The sequence below is a fragment of the Telmatobacter bradus genome (genome assembly GCF_048629425.1).
GTDB classification, from domain to species: Bacteria; Acidobacteriota; Terriglobia; order Terriglobales; family Acidobacteriaceae; genus Telmatobacter; species Telmatobacter bradus.
Map to the genome: position 1 here is coordinate 844385 of NZ_CP184532.1, position 19112 is coordinate 863496.

The 19112-nt window shown below is 55.6% G+C and carries 17 protein-coding genes and 2 riboswitches; of the genes, 8 read left to right on the forward strand and 9 right to left on the reverse strand.

Annotation, left to right across the window (positions count from 1 at the left end):
* Window positions 1-23: 23 nt before the first annotated feature.
* Both ACOBR2_RS03590 and ACOBR2_RS03595 read right to left on the reverse strand, forming a co-directional pair.
* A complete protein-coding gene (locus tag ACOBR2_RS03590; RefSeq protein WP_420238699.1) occupies window positions 24-758 on the reverse strand; it encodes a nucleotidyltransferase family protein in 735 nt (244 codons plus the stop codon).
* Window positions 755-2188 (reverse strand): RapZ C-terminal domain-containing protein, encoded by a 1434-nt coding sequence (locus tag ACOBR2_RS03595; protein WP_420238700.1) that lies wholly within the window; start codon window positions 2186-2188, stop codon window positions 755-757. Before ACOBR2_RS03595 ends, ACOBR2_RS03590 begins: the two co-directional genes overlap by 4 nt.
* A 163-nt stretch (window positions 2189-2351) precedes the next feature.
* On the opposite strand from ACOBR2_RS03595, the gene ACOBR2_RS03600 reads away from it, so the two are divergent.
* From ACOBR2_RS03600 to ACOBR2_RS03610, 3 genes are all read left to right on the forward strand, one after another.
* A complete protein-coding gene (locus ACOBR2_RS03600) occupies window positions 2352-3440 on the forward strand; it encodes a glycoside hydrolase family 88/105 protein (RefSeq protein WP_420238701.1) in 1089 nt (362 codons plus the stop codon).
* Between the two features lie 224 nt (window positions 3441-3664).
* Window positions 3665-4747 (forward strand): LacI family DNA-binding transcriptional regulator, encoded by a 1083-nt coding sequence (locus tag ACOBR2_RS03605; protein WP_420238702.1) that lies wholly within the window; start codon window positions 3665-3667, stop codon window positions 4745-4747.
* Between the two features lie 221 nt (window positions 4748-4968).
* On the forward strand, window positions 4969-6261 hold the full coding sequence (locus ACOBR2_RS03610; RefSeq protein WP_420238703.1) for an EamA family transporter: 1293 nt from the start codon (window positions 4969-4971) through the stop codon (window positions 6259-6261).
* 126 nt (window positions 6262-6387) lie between these two features.
* On the opposite strand, the gene ACOBR2_RS03615 is transcribed toward ACOBR2_RS03610, so the two are convergent.
* Window positions 6388-6591, reverse strand: coding sequence for a hypothetical protein (locus ACOBR2_RS03615; protein WP_420238704.1), 204 nt, complete (start codon window positions 6589-6591; stop codon window positions 6388-6390).
* Between ACOBR2_RS03615 and ACOBR2_RS03620 the strand changes: the two genes are divergently transcribed.
* Entirely contained in the window at window positions 6584-8248 is a 1665-nt protein-coding gene (locus ACOBR2_RS03620) for an alpha-keto acid decarboxylase family protein (protein WP_420238705.1), read from the forward strand. The genes ACOBR2_RS03615 and ACOBR2_RS03620 overlap by 8 nt on opposite strands.
* A 145-nt stretch (window positions 8249-8393) precedes the next feature.
* Here the strand turns inward: ACOBR2_RS03620 and thiE are convergent, their stop codons facing one another.
* The 4 genes from thiE to thiS all read right to left on the reverse strand — a co-directional run bounded on the left by thiE (window position 8394) and on the right by thiS (window position 11364).
* Window positions 8394-9068 carry a thiamine phosphate synthase gene (thiE, locus tag ACOBR2_RS03625; protein ID WP_420238706.1) on the reverse strand — a complete coding sequence of 225 codons (675 nt, stop codon included), beginning with the start codon at window positions 9066-9068 and terminating at the stop codon, window positions 8394-8396.
* Window positions 9055-10212 (reverse strand): 2-iminoacetate synthase ThiH, encoded by a 1158-nt coding sequence (gene thiH / locus ACOBR2_RS03630; protein ID WP_420238707.1) that lies wholly within the window; start codon window positions 10210-10212, stop codon window positions 9055-9057. Before thiH ends, thiE begins: the two co-directional genes overlap by 14 nt.
* A 96-nt stretch (window positions 10213-10308) precedes the next feature.
* On the reverse strand, window positions 10309-11082 hold the full coding sequence (locus ACOBR2_RS03635) for a thiazole synthase (protein ID WP_420238708.1): 774 nt from the start codon (window positions 11080-11082) through the stop codon (window positions 10309-10311).
* Between the two features lie 84 nt (window positions 11083-11166).
* Complete coding sequence (gene thiS, locus ACOBR2_RS03640; protein ID WP_420238709.1) at window positions 11167-11364, reverse strand: sulfur carrier protein ThiS; 198 nt, start codon at window positions 11362-11364, stop codon at window positions 11167-11169.
* Between the two features lie 199 nt (window positions 11365-11563).
* A riboswitch (TPP riboswitch) is annotated at window positions 11564-11657 on the reverse strand.
* Window positions 11658-11746: 89 nt separating this feature from the next.
* Window positions 11747-11844, forward strand: a riboswitch (TPP riboswitch).
* A gap of 60 nt (window positions 11845-11904) precedes the next feature.
* Between thiS and thiC the strand changes: the two genes are divergently transcribed.
* Together thiC and thiD are read left to right on the forward strand one after the other, a co-directional pair.
* Window positions 11905-13689 (forward strand): phosphomethylpyrimidine synthase ThiC, encoded by a 1785-nt coding sequence (gene thiC, locus ACOBR2_RS03645; RefSeq protein WP_420238710.1) that lies wholly within the window; start codon window positions 11905-11907, stop codon window positions 13687-13689.
* Window positions 13686-14531: a bifunctional hydroxymethylpyrimidine kinase/phosphomethylpyrimidine kinase gene (thiD, locus tag ACOBR2_RS03650; protein ID WP_420238711.1), complete on the forward strand. Its 846-nt coding sequence runs from the start codon at window positions 13686-13688 to the stop codon at window positions 14529-14531. Before thiC ends, thiD begins: the two co-directional genes overlap by 4 nt.
* An 824-nt stretch (window positions 14532-15355) precedes the next feature.
* Here thiD and ACOBR2_RS03655 read toward each other — a convergent pair.
* The gene (locus tag ACOBR2_RS03655; RefSeq protein WP_420238712.1) at window positions 15356-15967 is read right to left on the reverse strand and encodes a class I SAM-dependent methyltransferase; all 612 of its coding nucleotides are present in this window, start codon (window positions 15965-15967) and stop codon (window positions 15356-15358) included.
* A gap of 697 nt (window positions 15968-16664) precedes the next feature.
* Here ACOBR2_RS03655 and ACOBR2_RS03660 point away from each other — a divergent pair.
* Both ACOBR2_RS03660 and ACOBR2_RS03665 read left to right on the forward strand, forming a co-directional pair.
* The gene (locus tag ACOBR2_RS03660; RefSeq protein WP_420238713.1) at window positions 16665-17309 is read left to right on the forward strand and encodes a M16 family metallopeptidase; all 645 of its coding nucleotides are present in this window, start codon (window positions 16665-16667) and stop codon (window positions 17307-17309) included.
* Window positions 17310-17416: 107 nt separating this feature from the next.
* Window positions 17417-17638 (forward strand): divalent metal cation transporter, encoded by a 222-nt coding sequence (locus ACOBR2_RS03665; RefSeq protein WP_420238714.1) that lies wholly within the window; start codon window positions 17417-17419, stop codon window positions 17636-17638.
* 487 nt (window positions 17639-18125) lie between these two features.
* Here ACOBR2_RS03665 and ACOBR2_RS03670 read toward each other — a convergent pair whose 3' ends face one another.
* Complete coding sequence (locus tag ACOBR2_RS03670) at window positions 18126-19082, reverse strand: hypothetical protein (protein ID WP_420238715.1); 957 nt, start codon at window positions 19080-19082, stop codon at window positions 18126-18128.
* Window positions 19083-19112 lie beyond the last annotated feature (30 nt).

Consider the following 19112-nt stretch of genomic DNA (forward strand, 5'->3'; position numbering starts at 1 on the left):
GTTGCAAAGTTGTTCTTGCGTTTTTAGTTGTACTTGCCTGAAGCAATGTCGGCCTCTGCGGCCAGTATGCTTTCAGGTTTCCCCAGATCACGCCAGTAGTCATGATCCGCACGATAGGCCTGAATCGCTTCGCCAGCCGCGGCCAGCCGCAGGTAGGCAGGAATAATCGAAAACGGCCCCTGTTCGCTGAGTTCCTCCAGCAGTCGTGGTTCGATCAGATGCACACCGCAGAATGCGAGTGGCGTAGCTTCACCCTGCTTGCGCGCCCAGGTAGTGCTTCCATCCGCATGCTGCCTTCCGCACAGCAAGCCCTGCACATTAAAGAGCAGCTGCCGCTTGCTGGTGCGTGGCTTGACGGCTAGCGTAGCCAGGGCGTTGCCTGCCTTGTGCCAAGCCAGCATGGCGTTGAAGTTGATGCTGCTGAGCACATCCACGTTGTGGATGAGGATCGGCTCGCTGTTGCCCGCGAGCAGCATGGGCGCGGCCTTCTTCAATCCGCCGCCGGTGTCCAGCAGTTCGTTTTCCAGAGAGACTTCAATCGACAGGCCGAAGAAATCATTTTCGGCCAGATAGTCCACAATCATTTCGGAGTGATGATGGGCGTTCACCACCACTTCACGAATGCCGAAGGAGCGCAGTCGTTCGAGCGTGATTTCCAGCATGGTGCGCCCGCTTACTTCCACAAGCGCCTTGGGCCGATCGTTCGTCAGAGGACGCAGCCGGGTGCCCATTCCGGCTGCCAGTACCATGGCTTTCATCGTCCCAACTTTTCTTGTTCAATGTGTTTGAGCGTAACCTGTACGCCGCATACACGCAGGTGTTTGGCCATCTGCTCAGCAAAATAGACCGAGCGATGCTGTCCGCCGGTGCAGCCAAAGCCCACCAGAAGATCCGAGAATCCGCGCCGCAGATAATTGCTTACGGCCATATCCACCAGCGAACGCACGCTGGCAAAGTACTGGTGTACGCTCTCCTGCTGCTCCAGATATTCGATGACCGGAGCGTCTTTGCCGGTGAGCTGTTTGAAGCGTTCTTCGCGGCCGGGATTGGGCAGGCAGCGCACGTCAAAGAGGAATCCGCCGCCATTGCCGGAGTCGTCCACCGGCAGCTCCTTTTTGTAACTGAAGCTGTAGATTTTTACGGTGAGCGCAGGCGGTTCTGGTGCGGCCAGAGCCAGCAGCTTTTCTGAGCGCGTCATGCGCCGCAGTGCGTCCATCAGCGCAGGCAGAGCAATCGGCAGCTTCACGTTCTCATCCAGCCAGCGCAGATTTTCAAGCGCGAAGGGAACGCTCTGCAGGAAGTGGGTTTTGCGCTCGTAAAATCCACGGAAGCCGTACGCGCCCATGGCCTGCAGAATGCGCACGTACACATAGGCGTAGTAGTGCTCCATGAAGACCGTGCGGTCCACGGGAATGAACTTTTCCAGGCAGTCCATGTAGTGGTGCAGCAGCTCAATGCGTAGTTCCGGCGGCAGATTGGCCTTGCCGTCGTAGAGCAGCGAAGCAATGTCGTACTGCAAAGCTCCCTTGCGCCCGCCCTGATAGTCGAGGAAGTAGGGCTGCCCGTCCACGAGCATGACGTTGCGGGATTGGAAGTCGCGATAGAGGAAGTAATCGTGCGGGGCAGAAAGCAGAAACTTGGTCAGGTGGCTGAAGTCATCTTCCAGCAACTGCTCGTTGAAGGCAATGCCGGCCAGACGCAGAAAGTAGTACTTGAAGTAGTTCAGATCCCAGCTGATGGACTGACGGTCAAAGCTGGCACGCGGGTAGCAGACCTTGTAGTTCAGGTCGCGGCCCGCCTCTACCTGAAAGCGCGGCAGCATGGCTACGGTGCGGCGATAAGCATCGACGACTTCGGGCGCAACCGAGCCCGCAGCTGAAGAACGATGCGTGCCCAGAAAGTCGAAGAGGGTTTCATCGCCCAAGTCCTGCTCAATGTAAGCGCCGTGTTCCAGATCTGCGGCGTAGACCTCGGGCACCGGCAAGCCCAGTTTGTGGAAGTGGCGGGAGAATTCGAGGAAGGCGGTGTTTTCTTCGCGTACCGCATAGAGAATGCCGATGGCGCTTTGACCGCCGCCTACCAGCCGGACGATGGTGCGTCCTGAGCCGCCCAACTGGCCCTGCAAAGGCAGAACCGATTCGACCGGAGTATGAAAATGCTCTTCGAAAAGTCGTTTAAGTGCGTCCATCTGGACCCTTCTGCACGCGTGGGTGCTTAGGAAAAGATACCGACCCCGGCAAGTGCTATGCAAGGCAAAGAGAATTTCTGTTTACGAAAATACAAAACGGAGGCTGGACTACCCCAGTTAGACTGGGGAGGTCTGCATGCAACCTGAAAGGACAACGGAAATCATGTTGGGACGTAAATTGCTTTTCAACCTTGCCATTTTTGCTTTGTTTTTTGCCGGGTTCTCGCTTGCCCATGCGCAGCAGGATTTTTTCAGTAACTGGCCGGCAGGCCGTTCGCCGCAAGAGGTGGGCAAGCGCCTGAGCGAGCACTTCATCCCCAGCGGTCATCAGTACAAGGAGACGTTGCACTACTCCGAGGTCTGCACCTGGTACGGCGCGTTGACCTATGCGCAGTTGACGCACGACGACGCGCTGCGTGCCAAGTTGATCAAGAAGTTTGAGCCCATGCTGCCGGGCAATGCCGATCAGGCTCGCATTCCGGTGCTCCATCATGTGGACGATTCGATCTTTGGTGTGATTCCGCTGGAGATCGGCCTGCAGACCGGGGATAAGAAATATCTGGACTACGGCAAGTCCTGGGCTGACCGGCAGTGGGAGAATCCGCGCCCCGATGGCCTTTCCGCTGAAACCCGCTTTTGGATCGACGACATGTACATGCTGACGATCCTGCAACTGGAGGCTTATCGCGCCACCGGCGACCGCAAGTATCTGGACCGCGACGCGGCGGAGATGGTGGCGTATCTGGACAAGCTGCAGCAGTCCAACGGCCTGTTCTACCACGCGGAAGATGTGCCCTACTTCTGGGGGCGTGGCGATGGCTGGGTGGCTGCAGGCATGGCTGAGATGCTGCGCACGCTGCCCGCCGATCATCCGCAGCGCGCCCGCATTCTGAAGAGCTACAAACTCATGATGGAGGCGCTCCTGAAGTATCAGGGCAAGGACGGCATGTGGCGTCAGTTGATCGACAAGGAAGATGCGTGGCCCGAGACCAGCTCCACCGCCATGTTCGCCTTTGCCATGATTACCGGTGTGAAGAATGGCTGGCTGGATGCGCCTACCTATGGCCCTGCCGCGCGCAAGGCATGGATCGCCGTGACCGGCTACATCGATCAGAATGGCGATCTGACCAGCGTCTGCGAGGGGACCGGCAAGCGCGACAATCAGGAGTACTACTACATGCGTGGCCGCCGCACGGGAGACTTTCACGGGCAGGCTCCGCTGCTTTGGGCGGCAACGGCCTTATTGCGCTAACGGCGCGTTGTGCACAGTGGGCGTGCAGCCGGCAAGGGCTATTTTCTGCACGCCCGCAGCGTGTTTTCAATCAGTGAAGAAAAAGGCTCGAAGCCGCAGCAATCCTTATTATTATCAGTAGCTTGCGCACCGCATGAAGGATGGTTTCCCACTCCTGCCATTGACTTCCGCGCTTCGATCAGACAGACTGAGGCCGTAGCATCTTTTGAGGAAGCGAGCGGGGCATGGGTAACAAAAACGATACGGGAAACAACGCCATTCCGACTCCAACCCTTCCTCACCAGCCGCAGCGCCAGCTCTCCATCAAGGATATTGCGCGGATTGCACATGTCTCGCATCCGACGGTTTCGCGTGCGCTGCAGAATAGTCCGCTGGTCAGCACTAAGACTGCGGAGAAGATCCGCCAGATTGCCCGCGAGGCAGGCTATAGGCCATCGGCTTTGGCCCGCGGTCTGGTTACGCGCCGCACCCGCACCATCGGGCTGGCGGTAACGGCCATCTCTGACCCGTTTACCTGCGAAGTGGCCACGGGTATTGAGCAGGCTGCGAGCGACCATGGCTATCGCGTTTTTCTGGCCGACACCAATGCCGATCCCGAGCGCGAAAAGAAGGTTGTGCAGGCCTTTGCTGAGCAGCGAGTGGACGGCATTCTCGTCACCTCATCGCGTGTGGGCGTTTTGCATATGCCTTTGCTGGCGGAGATGCGGGTGCCCATCGTGCTGGTCAACGATCAGCATGACGAGCAGCCCGGTGTGACCGTGCATTCGGTGCTCATCCGGAACGAAGAGGGCACGCGTTCGCTCACCCAGCATCTGATCGAACTTGGCCATCGTCACATTGCCTACATCGGCGACCAGTATGGTTACCAGTCCGATGTGGAGCGTTACACCGGCTACAGCGGTGCGCTGGAAGAGGCAGGCATTGCGGTGCGTGAGGAGTTGGTGGTGCGTGGCAATGGCAAGCCGGAGGCTGCCGTGCTGGCCATGAACAGCCTGCTTGCGCTCCGTGAGCCGCCCACCGCCGTGGTCTGCTATAACGACATGACGGCGCTTGGCGTCATGCGCTCCATTCGCATGCGGGGCCTCAGCATTCCCGGGGATGTTTCCGTGGTCGGCTTTGACGATCTCTTTCTTTCCGCCTATACCGAGCCGCCGCTCACTACAATTCGTCAGCCCATGCGCCAGATGGGCCAGCAGGCCATGGAAAGTCTGCTCAAGCTGATGAATGGCGGGCAGTCGGCGCCGCAGATTCACATCGCGGGTGAAATGATCGTGCGCAACTCCACGGCCCCGGTAAAGAAAAACTAAGACTTGTTCGATTCAGCATTTCATCCGCCAAAGCCCTGCCCCTGCGCAGGGCTTTTCGGTTGCTTTGTGGAGCAAGGATGAGCGCCAGCAGGTACCATAAGAAAAGGTAGACATATGAAAAAGTCCACAGTAGCTGTTGTCATCAGCGATGTGCATTTGTGGGTTCCGGTGTGCGTTCTGGTCATTGGAGTCTGCTTGTTGATCGCTCTGAGGTGAGAAGCGTGAGTGTAGTCCAGAAGTCTGAGGCGGAGAAGAGTCTGATTTCTCTCCATGGGATTGGAGTGCTCTGCGGGCTGGCTGCGGGAGCATGGCTGGGAACGGCCGAAGCGCCCGTCAAGATGGTGGCCAGCGGCGTGCCGCCGTTCATCGTTACGCTGGGCATGGTGCTGGGTGTCTTCATCGCCCGCTGGAGCATTCCCATGCTGCTCAAGGGCTCAGGTTTTGTGCTCGGCGATCTGCGCCGCAATGCCCACCTGATTGTGTGGGGACTGCTGGCAGGCATGCTTTGGGTGATTGCCAATACGCTCACCGTATACGCCATCAAAAACGTCGGCCTCTCCATCGCCTTTCCGCTCTGGAATATGAACTGCCTGGTCGGGCTCTTCTGGGGTTGGCTCTTCTTCAATGAACTGCGCGGCGCGGGCTGGAAGGGCTGGAGCCGGGTCTTTGGCGGATCGTTGCTGCTGGTGGTTGGCGCGGCGGTTCTGGCCTGGGCAACGGCGGATCGCTCGGCAGCGGGGGGCAATGTGTGGCTGGGTATTGTGGCTGCGCTGGGCGCGGGCTTGCTGTGGGGCACGCAGTACATCAGCTATCGCAAGGCCTACATCAGCGGCATCAATCCGCTTTCCTTCGTCACCGTCATTGCCTTCAGTGAGCTGATCTCCACGCTGATTCTGGGCACGGTCTTTGCTGGCGGCATTCCCCAGCTGGGCCATCAGTTGATGGCGGCCAAGCCCTACATGTTCTGGCTCTTCTGCGGTGGTATTTGCTGGGTCTTCGGCGATCTCTTCCAGCAGTACGCGGCCAAGTACATCGGCATTGGTCGCGGCATTCCGCTTTCCAACACCAATCAGCTTTGGGGACTGGCCTGGGGCGCTCTGGTCTTTGGCGAACTGGGCGTCATCACGCCGCATGCGCGCCTGCTGGTGCTTGTCGGTTCGCTCATCATGATTGTGGGTGCGGCTTTCATTGGCGCGGCCTCGGCCTCGGCGAGCGAAGTCAGCTCCTGGAATAACGCCATGAACCGCGAAATCAACCGCTACCATCTGGACCGTGTACGCGTGGAAGCCGTGCTCAAGGGCGAAGACCCGCTGGCCAACCAGAAGCCCGAGCGCCACGGATGGGAGTACGCTCTTCCGGTGGTGGGCTTGGCTCTGCTGCTCTGGTTAGGCGCATCTGTACGCATGCCGGCCATTGCGCTGCGCACGTCGTGGATGATGGTTCTGCTGGTAGCCTCGCTCGGCCTGCTTATGGTCAGTGGCTTCATGCTCTGGAAGCGCACGCGATTCTCTTAGAGCATCTCTCCAGAAGGTATAAGCGAGTCGATGCAGCATTGTTGACGCGACCCCCAGAGAGCGGCAACCTGGCAAGACTTTTGCCACTTCACAGCATCAGGAGAGATGCTCTAGAGCGTAGGGGAATCAAACAGCAAAAACGCCGGCCTGAGTGTCGGCGTTTTTCTTGTGCTTGCAAAATCGAAAATAGTACTTCCATTCGCGGCACTGCCTTGTGGCGAGGACGAGATAGGTGCAACGCTGTTCGTTCATCCCGATACAATCAAAGAGAAGTGTTTTGCGTCGGATCTTCCCCGCGCCTGAGGAGTTGTAGCCCATGAAAATGAGCATTGGAAATTTCCTTTTTTTACGCCTGCGCCAGATGGGCATCGCCCATGTTTTCGGTGTGCCGGGCGACTTCAATCTGCAGCTTCTTGAGCAGTTGCAGCCCGCCGAGGGCATTGAATTCGTGGGTGCATGCAACGAGCTGAACGCAGCCTACGCCGCCGATGGCTACGCGCGGCTGAACGGCGTGGGCGCGCTGCTGACCACCTATGGCGTGGGCGATCTGAGCGCCGTCTGCGGCATTGCCGGATCCTGCGCCGAGCATGTGCCGGTGGTCTTCATCTCGGGCACGCCGCCGCTCTACGCCATGGAGAGCCGCCTGCGCCTGCATCATTCGCTGGCCGAGGGAAACTTCGACAACGTGCGCAACTGTGTGGAAGAGTTCACCGCTGCGTACGCACGCATCACGCCCTCCAACGCCGTGGAAGAGATTGATCGCGTGCTGAAGACCTGCTGGCGTGAAAAGCTTCCGGTCTTCCTGCAGGTGCCATCCAACATCTCGTACCTTGAGGTGGACGTACCCGAGACAGCGCTGCGTCTGACGCTGCCGGAGAGCGATCCTGAGCGGCTGGAGAGCGCTGTGGCCCGCATTGCCGCATTGCTGGCCAAGGCCGAGCGCCCCGCGTTGCTGGTGGACATGGATGCCGACCGCTCAGCGCTGGCTCTGCCGCTGGCCACGCTCGTGCGCAAGCGCCAGATCCCCTATGCCGCCTATCGTTCCGGCAAGGCGATCCTGAGCGAGAGCGATCCGCTTTACGTGGGTGTGTACAACGGCAAGGCCTCGGCCAAGGATGTGACGGAGGTGATTGGTAACTCCGACTGCCTGATCGCCACGGCACCCTGCTACACCGAGGGAAGCCCGATGATTGCCGGAATCCCCGTGGCCTCGCATGTGTACATTCGCGGCTTCAGCGTAGCCATTGAGGATGAGGTGTACGAAGGTGTAACGGCCAGCCAGTTGGTTGAGCGCTTGCTCGAAGTGGTGGAAGTCCGTCCGGTGCTTTCGCTCGCCGCCAAAGCTCAGGCCGCGCTGCCTGCCGCGCAATCTGGAGCAGCCCTGACGCACGCGCGTTTGTGGCCGTGCATGGAAGCCTTCTTCCGCGCTGGCGATGTGGTGATTGCAGAAAACGGCACCAGCGCCCTGGCCATGAGCGACGTGCGTTTGCCCGAGGGGTGCACTTACATTGCCCAACCCATCTGGGGTTCCATCGGCTTTACGCTGCCGGCGCTGCTTGGCTCACTGACGGCTGCCAGTCATCGTCGCCAGATCCTGTTCATCGGCGACGGTTCACTGCAACTCACCGTGCAGGAGCTTTCCACCATCCTGCATCGCGGCCTCAAGCCCATCATCTTCGTGCTCAACAATCGCGGCTACACCATTGAGCGCTACATCCTGGGCAGGAACGCGGCCTACAACGATATTGCAGGATGGAGTTATCTCAACCTGCCCCGCGTCTTTGCCCCTGAGGTTAAGGTGAACACCGTGAGCGTGCGCACGGAGGACGAACTGGAAGCCGCTCTGCAGAACGCCGAGCAGGCCGATTGCCTCAGCTTCATCGAGCTATCTCTGGACCCGCACGATGCGCCGCAACTGCTCAAGGTCTTTGGCCCGGTGGTGGCGGAGATGGACTACGGCCCACGCGGTCCGCAGCGGAAGAACTAATTCAATTCTCTACAAAAATATTTATAACTCCACCCCTGCGACAGGCGCATTCTCGTCGGGGTGGAGTTTTTTGTGCTGGGAAATGAGTCATGGAGGGAGGCAGGGGTTTTAACCCCTGCAAAAAACAGCAAAACAGATGCGGGCTTCAGCCCCTGAGGGAAGGCTCTGCAATCCCATTGAAACTTGATGAGAGCAGGAAGGCCGCTTGAATTTCGCGCATGGTGGTCAATGGGTCTGGCGCCTCGGATACAGCGCGAATGACGGCCACATTGTGGGCATACGGTCCCAGCTTCTGGATGCGTTCGAGATTCAATCCGCCAATAGCGACGATGGGGTGCGTGCTGCTCTGGTAAGCGGCTTCCAGCATCTCAGGACCAATCACTGGATCGGGGCACGCTTTGGAGTTGGTCAGATACAACGGACCAAAGCCAATGTAATCCACCGGCGCATCGTTGGCTGCTTTTATCTGCTCCAGATTGTGCGTAGAAAGGCCAAGCAATTTCTCCGGACCGATGATCTTGCGCGCTTCCACGGCAGAAATATCCTGCTGTCCGATGTGCAGGCCATCTGCATCGGACTCCATGGCAATCTCCGGGCTGTCATTCACGATGAACAGCGTGGAACTGCCCCTGGTCAGCTCTCGCAAGCGCCGTGCCAGCAAAAGAGGATCTTGTGCGTCATGATTTTTGATGCGTAACTGCACGGCGGAAATTCCTGCCTCAACCGCGCACGCGCAAAGACATTCGTACCCATCGCGCGGCCTGGTCATCACCAGATACAGACCGCGCCGCAAGCGTGGATTGAGCTTAAACGTAGACATAATCATTCATCACCGGCTGCAGGCCGTGCTCCTTCAAGGCAGAGTAAACTTCATCGACCGACCGTGTATCGGCAATTCCAAACTGTCCGTCTCCAACCTCTTCCTGACAGGCTTGATGGCCGCCGATGCCAGTGCTGACGCCTGCAGATACCTTGGTTGCCGCAATGGTAGAAACATGATCGCGAAAATGAGCGCGTTCACGGGTGGAAATTGTAATTGCGGCAAAAGGCATCAGCAAACGATAGGCAAGAATCACCTGCAGTAGATCGGCTTCGCTCAGGGTATGATTCTCCGCCGGAGGATTGCCTGCAATCGGGCGAAGTCGGGGGCAGGAAAACGCGACCTCGGCCTGAGGGTATTTTCTTTGCAATAGCCATGCGTGCAGCCCAGTGGCAAAGGCATCTTTTCTGAAATCATCCAGACCCAGAAGGGCTCCAAAACCAACACCCCGCATGCCGCCCCGCAGCACTCTTTCCTGTGTGTTCAGGCGATAGGGGAAAACCCGCTTGCGGCCATCGGGATGCAAACGCTCATACGCGTTGGAGTTATATGTCTCCTGAAAAACAATGACGGAATCTGCGCCACAGGAACGCAGGTAAGTGTAATCCTCGGTATTCATCGGATACACTTCCAGCCCCACCATTTTGAAGTAGCGGCGGGCGATCTTGCAGGCTTCGCCAATGTAATGCAGGCCAGATTTGCTGCGGCTTTCCCCGGTCAAAAGCAGAATCTCTTCCAGGCCAGTCTGCGCGATGGCCTGCATCTCCTTTTCAATCTCGTTCGCGCTCAGACGGGCGCGGCGGATTTTTTGATTGCGGCTGAATCCGCAGTAAGTGCAACTGTTTTCGCAGTAGTTGGCCATATACAACGGCGTAAACAGGACGATGGAATTGCCGAAATGCTTTCTGGTTTCTTCCTTGGCGATTTGGGCAATTTCTTCAAGCAGCGGCAATGCGGCAGGCGAGAGCAGCGCGGCAAAATCTTCCGGTGTGCGGTTGTCTCGGGCGAGCGCAATGCGAACATCGTTGATCGTATAGCGGTGATAATCGTAGTTGTTTCGATAAGTAAGAACGTCTTCCTGAATGGTGGAGTCCTGTAGAACTTCCATGTCTGGAAGGTATGCCATGTGATCGGTTCGGTTCACGCTCTCCTCCATAGAAAACATGCGTTGCTGTAGCCGGGAGTTTATATACCCGAATCTGCGAGGTCAATAAAATGCGGGCAGATGTGGCAGGCTAAGTTAGTTGCTCAGGAATCCGGTCAGTGGAGACGAAGCGCATGCGCCCTGTTCCAGAACGCGTCCGGTTCCGGCAAGATATGCGGTTCTACCCGCTTCAATGGCTGCTTTAAAGGCGCTTGCCATGGCGGGAACATCGCGTGCCGTGGCAATGGCGGTGTTGGCCATGATGGCCGCCACGCCCATTTCCATCGCCTCGCAGGCTTGCGATGGTTTGCCGATGCCGGCATCAACGATGATTGGAAGTTCGATTTCATCCAGCAAAATTTGAATGAAGTCCTTGGTGCGCAGACCCTTGTTGGAACCAATCGGCGCGCCCAGTGGCATGATGGCTGCGGCTCCAGCCTGCGCCAGATCGCGCGCGGTATTCAGGTCCGGGTACATGTAGGGCAGCACGACAAAGCCTTCGCGGGCCAGAATCTCCGTTGCCTTGACCGTCTCGGAGTTATCCGGCAAAAGATACTTTGTGTCGCGGATAACTTCGACTTTGACAAAGTCTCCGCAGCCCAGTTCTCTGGCCAAACGTGCGATCCGCACGGCTTCTTCGGCCTTTCTTGCGCCCGACGTGTTGGGCAGCAATGTAATGCCTTCGGGAATATGCGCCAGAATGTTTTCCCTGTCGTTGGTGTTGGCGCGTCGTACGGCCAGTGTGACCATCTGCGCTCCAGCATGTTCCACGGCTGCGCGCACTAAATCAAGGCTGTATTTTCCCGAGCCCAGAATAAAGCGGGAGGTAAATGCGCGCCCTCCCAGAATCAAGCGCTCTTCCGATTGCATAAACAAATCTGTCTCCTGTTCCTGTGTGGATCAGCGTAGGAATGCATGATGAAGTTATTCGCAAGTCATGCTGAAAATCTGAAGCTACCCTCCAGATACCATCCAAACCACATCCACCACATCGCCATCCGCGAGTTGTTTGCCACTGTATTCTGTGCGCGGCACAATCTCTCCATTGCATGCAACGGCAATGCGATTAAGTGGAAAGTGTTCGCGCACGACAAGTTCCGCCAGACTCAGATGATCCGCATCATCCATGCTGTTTCCGTTCAGGGTAATCAAGCTTCTTATCCTCTACTGCTAGGAAGCTGCGCAGCGCTTCCAGCTTGCAAAAACAGCAGTGTGCACATGCGTGCTTTTACAAAGCAAACGAAAACGTGACGGGTTGGAGGGAAGTCCTGCTGGTGTATCTGGTTGCAGAGCACTTGCACACACTTCTCCTGTAAGCAGACAGAAACAGGAGGCTCATGCAATGAATCACGCAGAAGGATTGAAAGCTTCCAACGCCGGCATTATCCGGATCTGGTCGAGGGTATAATCTCAGCCCCACGCATGGAGCACCCCTGTTTCTTGTTGCTTATTTAAGCAGCCCTTGCTCGCGCTGTCAAAGTTTTTCTGCATTTGCAAAAAGATTGTGCGCAGCGCTGAGCTGTGTTTTAATAGCCCTGAGAAACAGGGGTGCTCATCGCAAGTGAGCTGAGAAAATACCCTTTGAACCCGATCCGGATCATGCCGGCGTGGGGAGATTTCAAAGAGCGTTCCTTTCAAGTTATAGCGATTCTGCCCTCTTGTTCTTCAATTCCTTTCAGGACAAGAGGCTCTATGCAATCAAAAACGGCTGAACTGGACGCGCTTCTTCTTCCCACGCTCTATCCCGCTTCGCAAAAACGCTATCTGACGGGAAGCCGTGCAGACTTGCGTGTTCCTTATCGCGAGATAGAGCAAGCTCCAACGCAAACCCGGCATGGATTGGAACGGAATCCTCCCTTGCCTGTCTACGATTGCTCTGGGCCATACACTGACCCCAACAGCCAAGTAGATATTCGCCAGGGTTTGCCACCGTTGCGGCAGGCATGGATTGAAGAACGTGGCGATACAAAGATAGAAACCCGCAGTCAATCTTCTTTTTCGCAGCACATTGTGCGGCGTGCGCGCAGTGGCGGCAACGTGACGCAAATGCACTATGCGCGGCAGGGAAAAATAACTACGGAAATGGAGTTTGTGGCGTTGCGCGAATCCATGCGCCTGCAGGAACTACGCGAGGATCCCGCCTATGCATCGCTGTTGCGTTCGCATCCCGGACAAAGTTTTTCAGCGCGTTTTCCCCAAGAAATTACTCCCGAGTTTGTGCGCGAAGAGATTGCTGCGGGACGCGCCATTCTTCCCGCCAACATCAATCATCCCGAGCTTGAGCCGGCGATTATCGGGCGTAACTTCCGGGTGAAAATTAACGGCAATCTGGGTAACTCTGCCGTCTCGTCCTCGCTGGCGGAAGAAGTGGACAAAATGGTGTGGGCCATCTATTGGGGAGCCGACACCATCATGGACCTTTCCACCGGAAACAATATCCATGAGACGCGGGAAAACATCTTGCGCAATGCTCCTGTTCCCATTGGCACCGTGCCGCTCTATCAGGCGCTGGAAAAGGCAGGAGGCATTGCCGAGGATCTAAGCTGGGAGTTACTGCGGGATACATTGATCGAGCAGGCCGAGCAGGGCGTGGATTACTTCACGCTGCATGCCGGGCTGCGTCTGGCGATGATTCCACTTACGGCTCAAAGACTTACGGGAATTGTCTCGCGCGGTGGATCTATCATGGCTAAGTGGTGCCTTGCTCATCATCAGGAAAACTTTATCTATACGAACTTTGACGAGATCTGCGAAATCATGAAGGCCTACGACGTCAGTTTTAGCCTTGGCGATGGCCTGCGTCCCGGCTCTGTCTACGACGCCAACGACGAAGCACAATTTGCTGAGTTACGTACGCTGGGTGAGTTGACCGCGACCGCCTGGAAGCACGACGTGCAGGTGATGATCGAAGGACCAGGCCATGTGCCGATGCACAGGATCCAGGAAAACATGGACGAGGAGTTACAGCACTGCTTTGAAGCTCCCTTTTATACGTTGGGGCCGCTGGTCACCGACATTGCTCCGGGATACGATCACATTACCAGCGCCATTGGTGCGGCGCAGATCGGATGGTATGGGACCTCGATGCTTTGCTATGTAACTCCCAAGGAGCATCTGGGACTGCCAGATAAGGAAGATGTGCGCAATGGCATTGTGAGTTATCGCATCGCCGCGCATGCTGCGGACTTGGCCAAGGGATGGCCGGGCGCGCAGATGCGCGACAATGCACTTTCCAAGGCGCGTTTCGAGTTTCGCTGGAATGATCAGTTCAATCTGAGTCTTGATCCTGACCGCGCTCGCACTTATCACGATGCAACGCTACCGCAGGAAGCGGCCAAGACCACGCACTTTTGCTCCATGTGCGGCCCGAAGTTCTGCTCCATGAAAATCTCACAGGAGATTATGGAAAGTCAGGAGGATGCGCTGGTTGAGAAGGCGCAGGAATTTCGTGAACAGGGTGCGGAGATCTATCGATGACGCAGGATTTTTCCAACCTATGCGCGACTCTGCAAACACTGCCGCGCATACTCGCCATCGGTGGTTCGGACTCCAGCGGCGGGGCGGGCATTCAGGCCGACATCAAGACCGGATTAGCGCTGGGCGTGGAGGTTTCCACGGCGATTACGGCGATCACGGCGCAGAACAGCCGGGGCGTGCAAAAAGTCGCTCCGGTTCCTGTTGACCTGTTGGCTGCACAGATCGAGAGCGTTTGCACGGATCTTCCCCCTGCTGTAGTGAAGTTGGGAATGCTGTGGAATGCTGCCCGCATTCGTTTGATCAGCCAGACCATACGCAGATACTCGCTGCCTATGGTTGTTTGCGATCCGGTGCTGGCTTCCACAAGTGGACGCACACTGCTCGATGAGTCAGGCCGAAGGGCGCTTCTCAAGTTACTGCCTCAAGTGACGCTACTAACTCCCAATGCACCGGAGGCTGCACTTTTAAGTGGCCGCCGGACGCAGACAAAAGATGATTTTTGGGATGCCGGACGTATGCTACTGGACTGCGGCGCACTGGCGGTTTTGCTCAAAGGAGGCCATCTGGGCGGCAGTGAATCGGCGGACGCATTGTTCCTGCAGAATCAAGCTTCACCTCTATGGTTTTCAGCGCCGCGGATTGAAACGCGCAATGATCATGGCACTGGCTGTGTTCTGGCCTCGGCAATTGCGGCGCATCTGGCGCAGGGGCTGCCGCTGGTGGAAGCGGTGGGCAGTGCGCGTAACTTTGTGCAACAGGCGCTGTTGCGTTCCGTTGCACTGCAGAATGGTGAGGGAAGAGGCGGCATGATTCTGCACGCCAGAGGTTGCGAAGCTAGCTGAAATGTAAAAAATGCAGCGTAGCATATGTGCACAAACACTGCTTTTCTGCGCTGCTCACGGAATTGAGCCGGGCTGGATTGTCAAAAGTCTTCCATCGGCTTGGTGTCGACATTGTGGCGTCGAAGTACTTCAAAGCTACCCGAGCAGTATTTTCCATGAGGATCGACCGGCAAAATAAAGTTCAAGGCAAGGATCGTTATCGTCTTTGTTCTTTCCAGACGACAACGGCCCAGGTATTGCGCCCAGGCCGCTGCGGTGGATTATTGTGATCAACTCAGGCCATCGCTAAGTCGCGAGTGCCCATGCATCTTCACTCCTGCTCTCATGCCACAATTGCTCAAGGGCGCTACCCGTTAACGGGCTTCTTGGGCGACGTAGTAGTCGCTCCATTTGAAGAATCGCCACTCTGCACATCGGGTCCAAGAAAGCATAACTACGTGTAAGAATGTGGTATTGCACCAGCAATTGAATCCTTTCCACCGGCGCAACCATGGGGTCCTGGACGCGAAGCCTAGGCTTCAATAACCTCTCGTAAGGTACTGCCTGAAAAGTATCGCTGCATCTTTAGGTGTGCCCTCCTCCCACGTTGAGATCAATTTAGTCCATGATTTATGTGCCGTCAATAAAGAATTTATTTTTCCGTAAACAAAAGATCATATTTCCCATTTCAGAGCATCTGTCCATGCACGTCTTTGTTCTCTTCGTTGCATCGTTTGATAGGTTCGCCTGCTGTGCAACGGAAACGCCCATGTAGCCAGAAGCGATTCTGAAATGATGCCTACTCCCCGAGTAGGGGGATGAAGCAACGCGTAGATCAGATCGCCTTACTGAATGCGCTTTCTGAGCACCCAAGTCGTCATGCAGCGAAGATCCTGTACGATAGTCGTCTTCAGCGGATCCACAAGCACTGCATCCATCTCATCTGTCAATTCCAGGAGCATCTCCTCATCCACCAGGAACCACTTGGAACCATCTCCAATCACAAAGACATTGCGACCTACCCGCTCGAAGTCCATTCCAATTCTGGAACCCAATCGGCAGAACAGCATGCCACCAGGCCTCAGCACCCGCCATAGCTCTGTCAGCATAGCCCGGAAATGTTCTTCATCCCGCGCAAAGTGAAGCACCGAGTTGCAGATCACCACATCTGCAAACCCGTCTGGAAACGGTATCTGTTCAATGAACCCGACCTGGAAGTTCTCCGCGGGCAATCCGGTCAAAAGCGAAGCAGAAAGCAGGCGAACATGCTCAATACTGTCGGCATCCTCATCCACTGCAAATACTTCGCATCCTTCACGCAACAGATGGACCAAATTTCTTCCGTATCCACAGCCGGCATCGAGGACGCGCATACCTGCGGCGATGTTTCCTCGCAGAATCTGATCAAATACGTAAATATCAATCTGTCCGAATTGTTCCTGAACATTGAGTGCCACTCTGTCACCGTCCCGTCCCGTTGCGCTTCCACTCGTTGACTCGCTTGCATTCGCCACGCATTCCACACTCTATAGTGCCTCCAAAACTTGATTGGAGCGATTGAGCGTGCAAGGCTCATCTGTGAGTTGTAGCAGACTACTGACTGGTGACACCATAGGTCCCAATGCAAACGGAGTACTGAATGAAGATTTCAGTCTGGTCTAGTTCGATGCCAAGGACAGGGAAGCGATCGGGACTCAGGTGTCGTATTCTAGCAATTTCGAAAACAGTAACGGGAAAACTCCCATGTGGCCAGAATCGATTCTGGAATGATGCAAAATTCTCAATGTACTCCTTAGCCTTCTATGAGTGCATTGAGAATTGGCAACAGCTGAAGATGATGAGCGCGCTCATTCTCTGGACTGCCGATTATCGAGTGTCTGGAACGGATGGCGACCATATGAGTCTATATTCCACTTGGACGAAAGTCTAGACGCAAAGATGTTGTTCCAGCATCTGAAGGCTGGCGGGCACCGCATCAAGGGCTCGTCGCCGGCCTGCATCCCTCAGAGCGAAGCAGGCGGCCCGGTCGTCTATCTCCCAGCATGGCGTTTACGACATGATTCCCATTCACTGGAACTCCGCTGAGATAGCCCGCACCACCGCTGGGTATAATCGGGGCCGAAAATCGTACCCAAAAAACTGAAAGGAGAAAGCGTGCGCATACGAAGACTTTTCGCAATCTTCTTCACGTCCATTGTTCTGGCTGCCACAACTCTGGCTCAGAGTTTGCCGCAAGGCGTTCAGAAAGTTACCTCCATTGAAGGTGTCTCGGAATATGCTTTTCCGAATGGTTTGCATGTTTTGTTGTTTCCAGACAACTCCAAACCCAAGATCACCGTTAATGTCGTTTACCTGGTTGGCTCGCGCAACGAAGGTTATGGCGAAACCGGTAGGGCGCACCTGTTGGAGCATATGACCTTCAAGAGCTCGAAGTCGGGCAGAGAACTCTTCAAGGAACTTACCGACCGGGCGGGCGGCTTCTTCAACGGAACCACTTCCTACGACCAGACGATGTATTTTGAAAACTTCAACGCGAGCGACGAGAACCTGCGTTGGGCTTTAAACCTGGAAGCCGATCGCATGGTCAATATGACCATGCTCAAGAAGGATCTGGACACCGAAATGACGGTGGTTCGGAATGAAATGGAAGCCGGCGAGAACAGCCCGGAGCGTGTTCTGGAGGAACGCGTTCTGGCTGCGGCCACGAAATCAATTATGCCTTCATGCTGCTCCTTGACGCGTTGCATCTGTCCAATGCACTTTAACTTCATTACGCTATCGCGACACATCGATATTTGATACGGGATGCTGTTGTTGCATCTCTACGACGCACTCATACGGATATGACTCTGGGATTCCAACGGCGTTTAAAATGATTTGATGTCGGCAGCGTTTGCTGATGCAGAATGCGCACTATTGAAATTTTTATTCTGCCCCAGACTCAGCCCGGTTTTCTGGAAATGGGGCAGGCAATGATTTCGCCGCATATTCGTCAAGCCGGGCTCTTATACCTCGCCATCGGTATCATCGGCGCAACCGTAATGCCCCACAACCTGTACCTGCACTCGGCTCTGGTGCAAACGCGCAAGTTCCAGCAGGACGAACCGTCCAACCTGATGCAGCGGTAAAGGGCTTTGAAGGCTTGTTCTCAGGACTGTCGCCGCAACACTGCTGATGCCGACCCGGTTCAGTACCGAGATCGGCTAGTCGGAAGCAATCCGCCCAGGCGTTTTGAACTGACGAGAACAGGCATTACCACGTTTCCAGACTGAATGCCGTCGTTTTAAACAATCCGAACAGGCCTCCGTCTTTGCACGGTAGAGGTCAACACGAAGATACCTGGGCTTTAATACAATTGGGGGTGCTGAACAGGGTGCCGAATAATTGATGGCGCTATGGCGAAACATTCCGGGAGTAATCTGTGGGGGAAGCTCTTGAGCTTCCCTAGGCCGGGGTCTGTGCTCTCCCAGGTGCCCAAAGGCGAAGCGAAGCACCTGGGGCACCCATCTTCATTGGTTGTTCTCACTTCTCCCTGCACCTTGGGCCACCCGCCGTTCAATGCTGATGCTGTATTCCAGATGGCGTAGAAATAGCCTACAGAGTAGGGGCTATTGTTTAGTGTTTCTTCGGTGAACTGTGCAGTTCTCCCAATATTCGATTTTCAAAGGATGCAAGCGCCCGTTCGCTGAAGCCTAGCAACATCGGCACAGTAATGACAATCAAAGCCTTGATAATTGCCGCGCATGGAGATGAAGGCGCAGAACAGACATTCAAGGCATCTGAAAAGGTTTGAGTCTGAATCGAGATTGGCAGGACGCCCCATCCCAACAGGCCGCACCCAATGATACTTGCAGTAATACCAACACCAATTCGTGAGAGTACACGGCGACGATATGCGTCAAGTTCACCTGAGAGACTAGCATCCAACGCTGGCATTTTGGCCATGACGCTGATACAGCTTCCCGTTGCACCAGCAAGCAACAGGGCTGAAAAGATCAAGAACGGAAACTTTGGCGCAAGATACAGCGCAGCGATTGCCAGCAACAACATACCTACGCTTGTGCCAAACAACCAACGCATGTATGTGTCCATCGTGTCTTCATAGTCATCTATGAAGTCTTTCCATGCATCCGCTTCTGCGTAAATGGAATAGAGTGCTCCGCGGGCGCTATGCGGGTCATTGGCAGCATTCTTCAGTTTGTCAGTAAACAATTCACGGAGCCTCTTTGGTGATGACTTCGGTATTCCCCAACCTTCAACGGTGTCTATTTCAAGAATGGCTTCATCATAAATTTCATTGACAGGGCAAAAATAAGCAGCGAACAACCCCTGTGATTCTCCGTCTTCCTTAAAGTCGTCTAAGTCATCCGCAGTGGTGGCGTCTTTGGCTTTAGTTTCAATTTCTGTAAGACGCTCCAGCACTGTTTTCAATAGGTCAGTGTTCAGCTTGTCATCTTCAGCGCGTGGGCGCTGCGCCATCAACTCAACACGCAGCCTGTCACCAGTGATGCTTGACAGAGCCCCAATGCGAGCCTTTTCCAACTTGCGGGCTTGACGTGTCGTTTGAGCCATCAGCATTCATCACTAATTCAGTGTTTGAGT

Bases quoted from the DNA above. Each gene is read 5' to 3' on its own strand.
- thiE (WP_420238706.1), bottom strand. From the start codon at position 9,068: ATGTCTACGTTTAAGCTCAATCCACGCTTGCGGCGCGGTCTGTATCTG.
- ACOBR2_RS03620 (WP_420238705.1), top strand. From the start codon at position 6,584: ATGAGCATTGGAAATTTCCTTTTTTTACGCCTGCGCCAGATGGGCATC.
- ACOBR2_RS03590 (WP_420238699.1), bottom strand. From the start codon at position 758: ATGAAAGCCATGGTACTGGCAGCCGGAATGGGCACCCGGCTGCGTCCT.
- ACOBR2_RS03615 (WP_420238704.1), bottom strand. From the start codon at position 6,591: ATGCTCATTTTCATGGGCTACAACTCCTCAGGCGCGGGGAAGATCCGA.
- ACOBR2_RS03670 (WP_420238715.1), bottom strand. From the start codon at position 19,082: ATGGCTCAAACGACACGTCAAGCCCGCAAGTTGGAAAAGGCTCGCATT.
- ACOBR2_RS03635 (WP_420238708.1), bottom strand. From the start codon at position 11,082: ATGCAATCGGAAGAGCGCTTGATTCTGGGAGGGCGCGCATTTACCTCC.
- thiD (WP_420238711.1), top strand. From the start codon at position 13,686: ATGACGCAGGATTTTTCCAACCTATGCGCGACTCTGCAAACACTGCCG.
- ACOBR2_RS03595 (WP_420238700.1), bottom strand. From the start codon at position 2,188: ATGGACGCACTTAAACGACTTTTCGAAGAGCATTTTCATACTCCGGTC.
- ACOBR2_RS03665 (WP_420238714.1), top strand. From the start codon at position 17,417: ATGCGCACTATTGAAATTTTTATTCTGCCCCAGACTCAGCCCGGTTTT.
- thiC (WP_420238710.1), top strand. From the start codon at position 11,905: ATGCAATCAAAAACGGCTGAACTGGACGCGCTTCTTCTTCCCACGCTC.
- ACOBR2_RS03600 (WP_420238701.1), top strand. From the start codon at position 2,352: ATGTTGGGACGTAAATTGCTTTTCAACCTTGCCATTTTTGCTTTGTTT.
- ACOBR2_RS03605 (WP_420238702.1), top strand. From the start codon at position 3,665: ATGGGTAACAAAAACGATACGGGAAACAACGCCATTCCGACTCCAACC.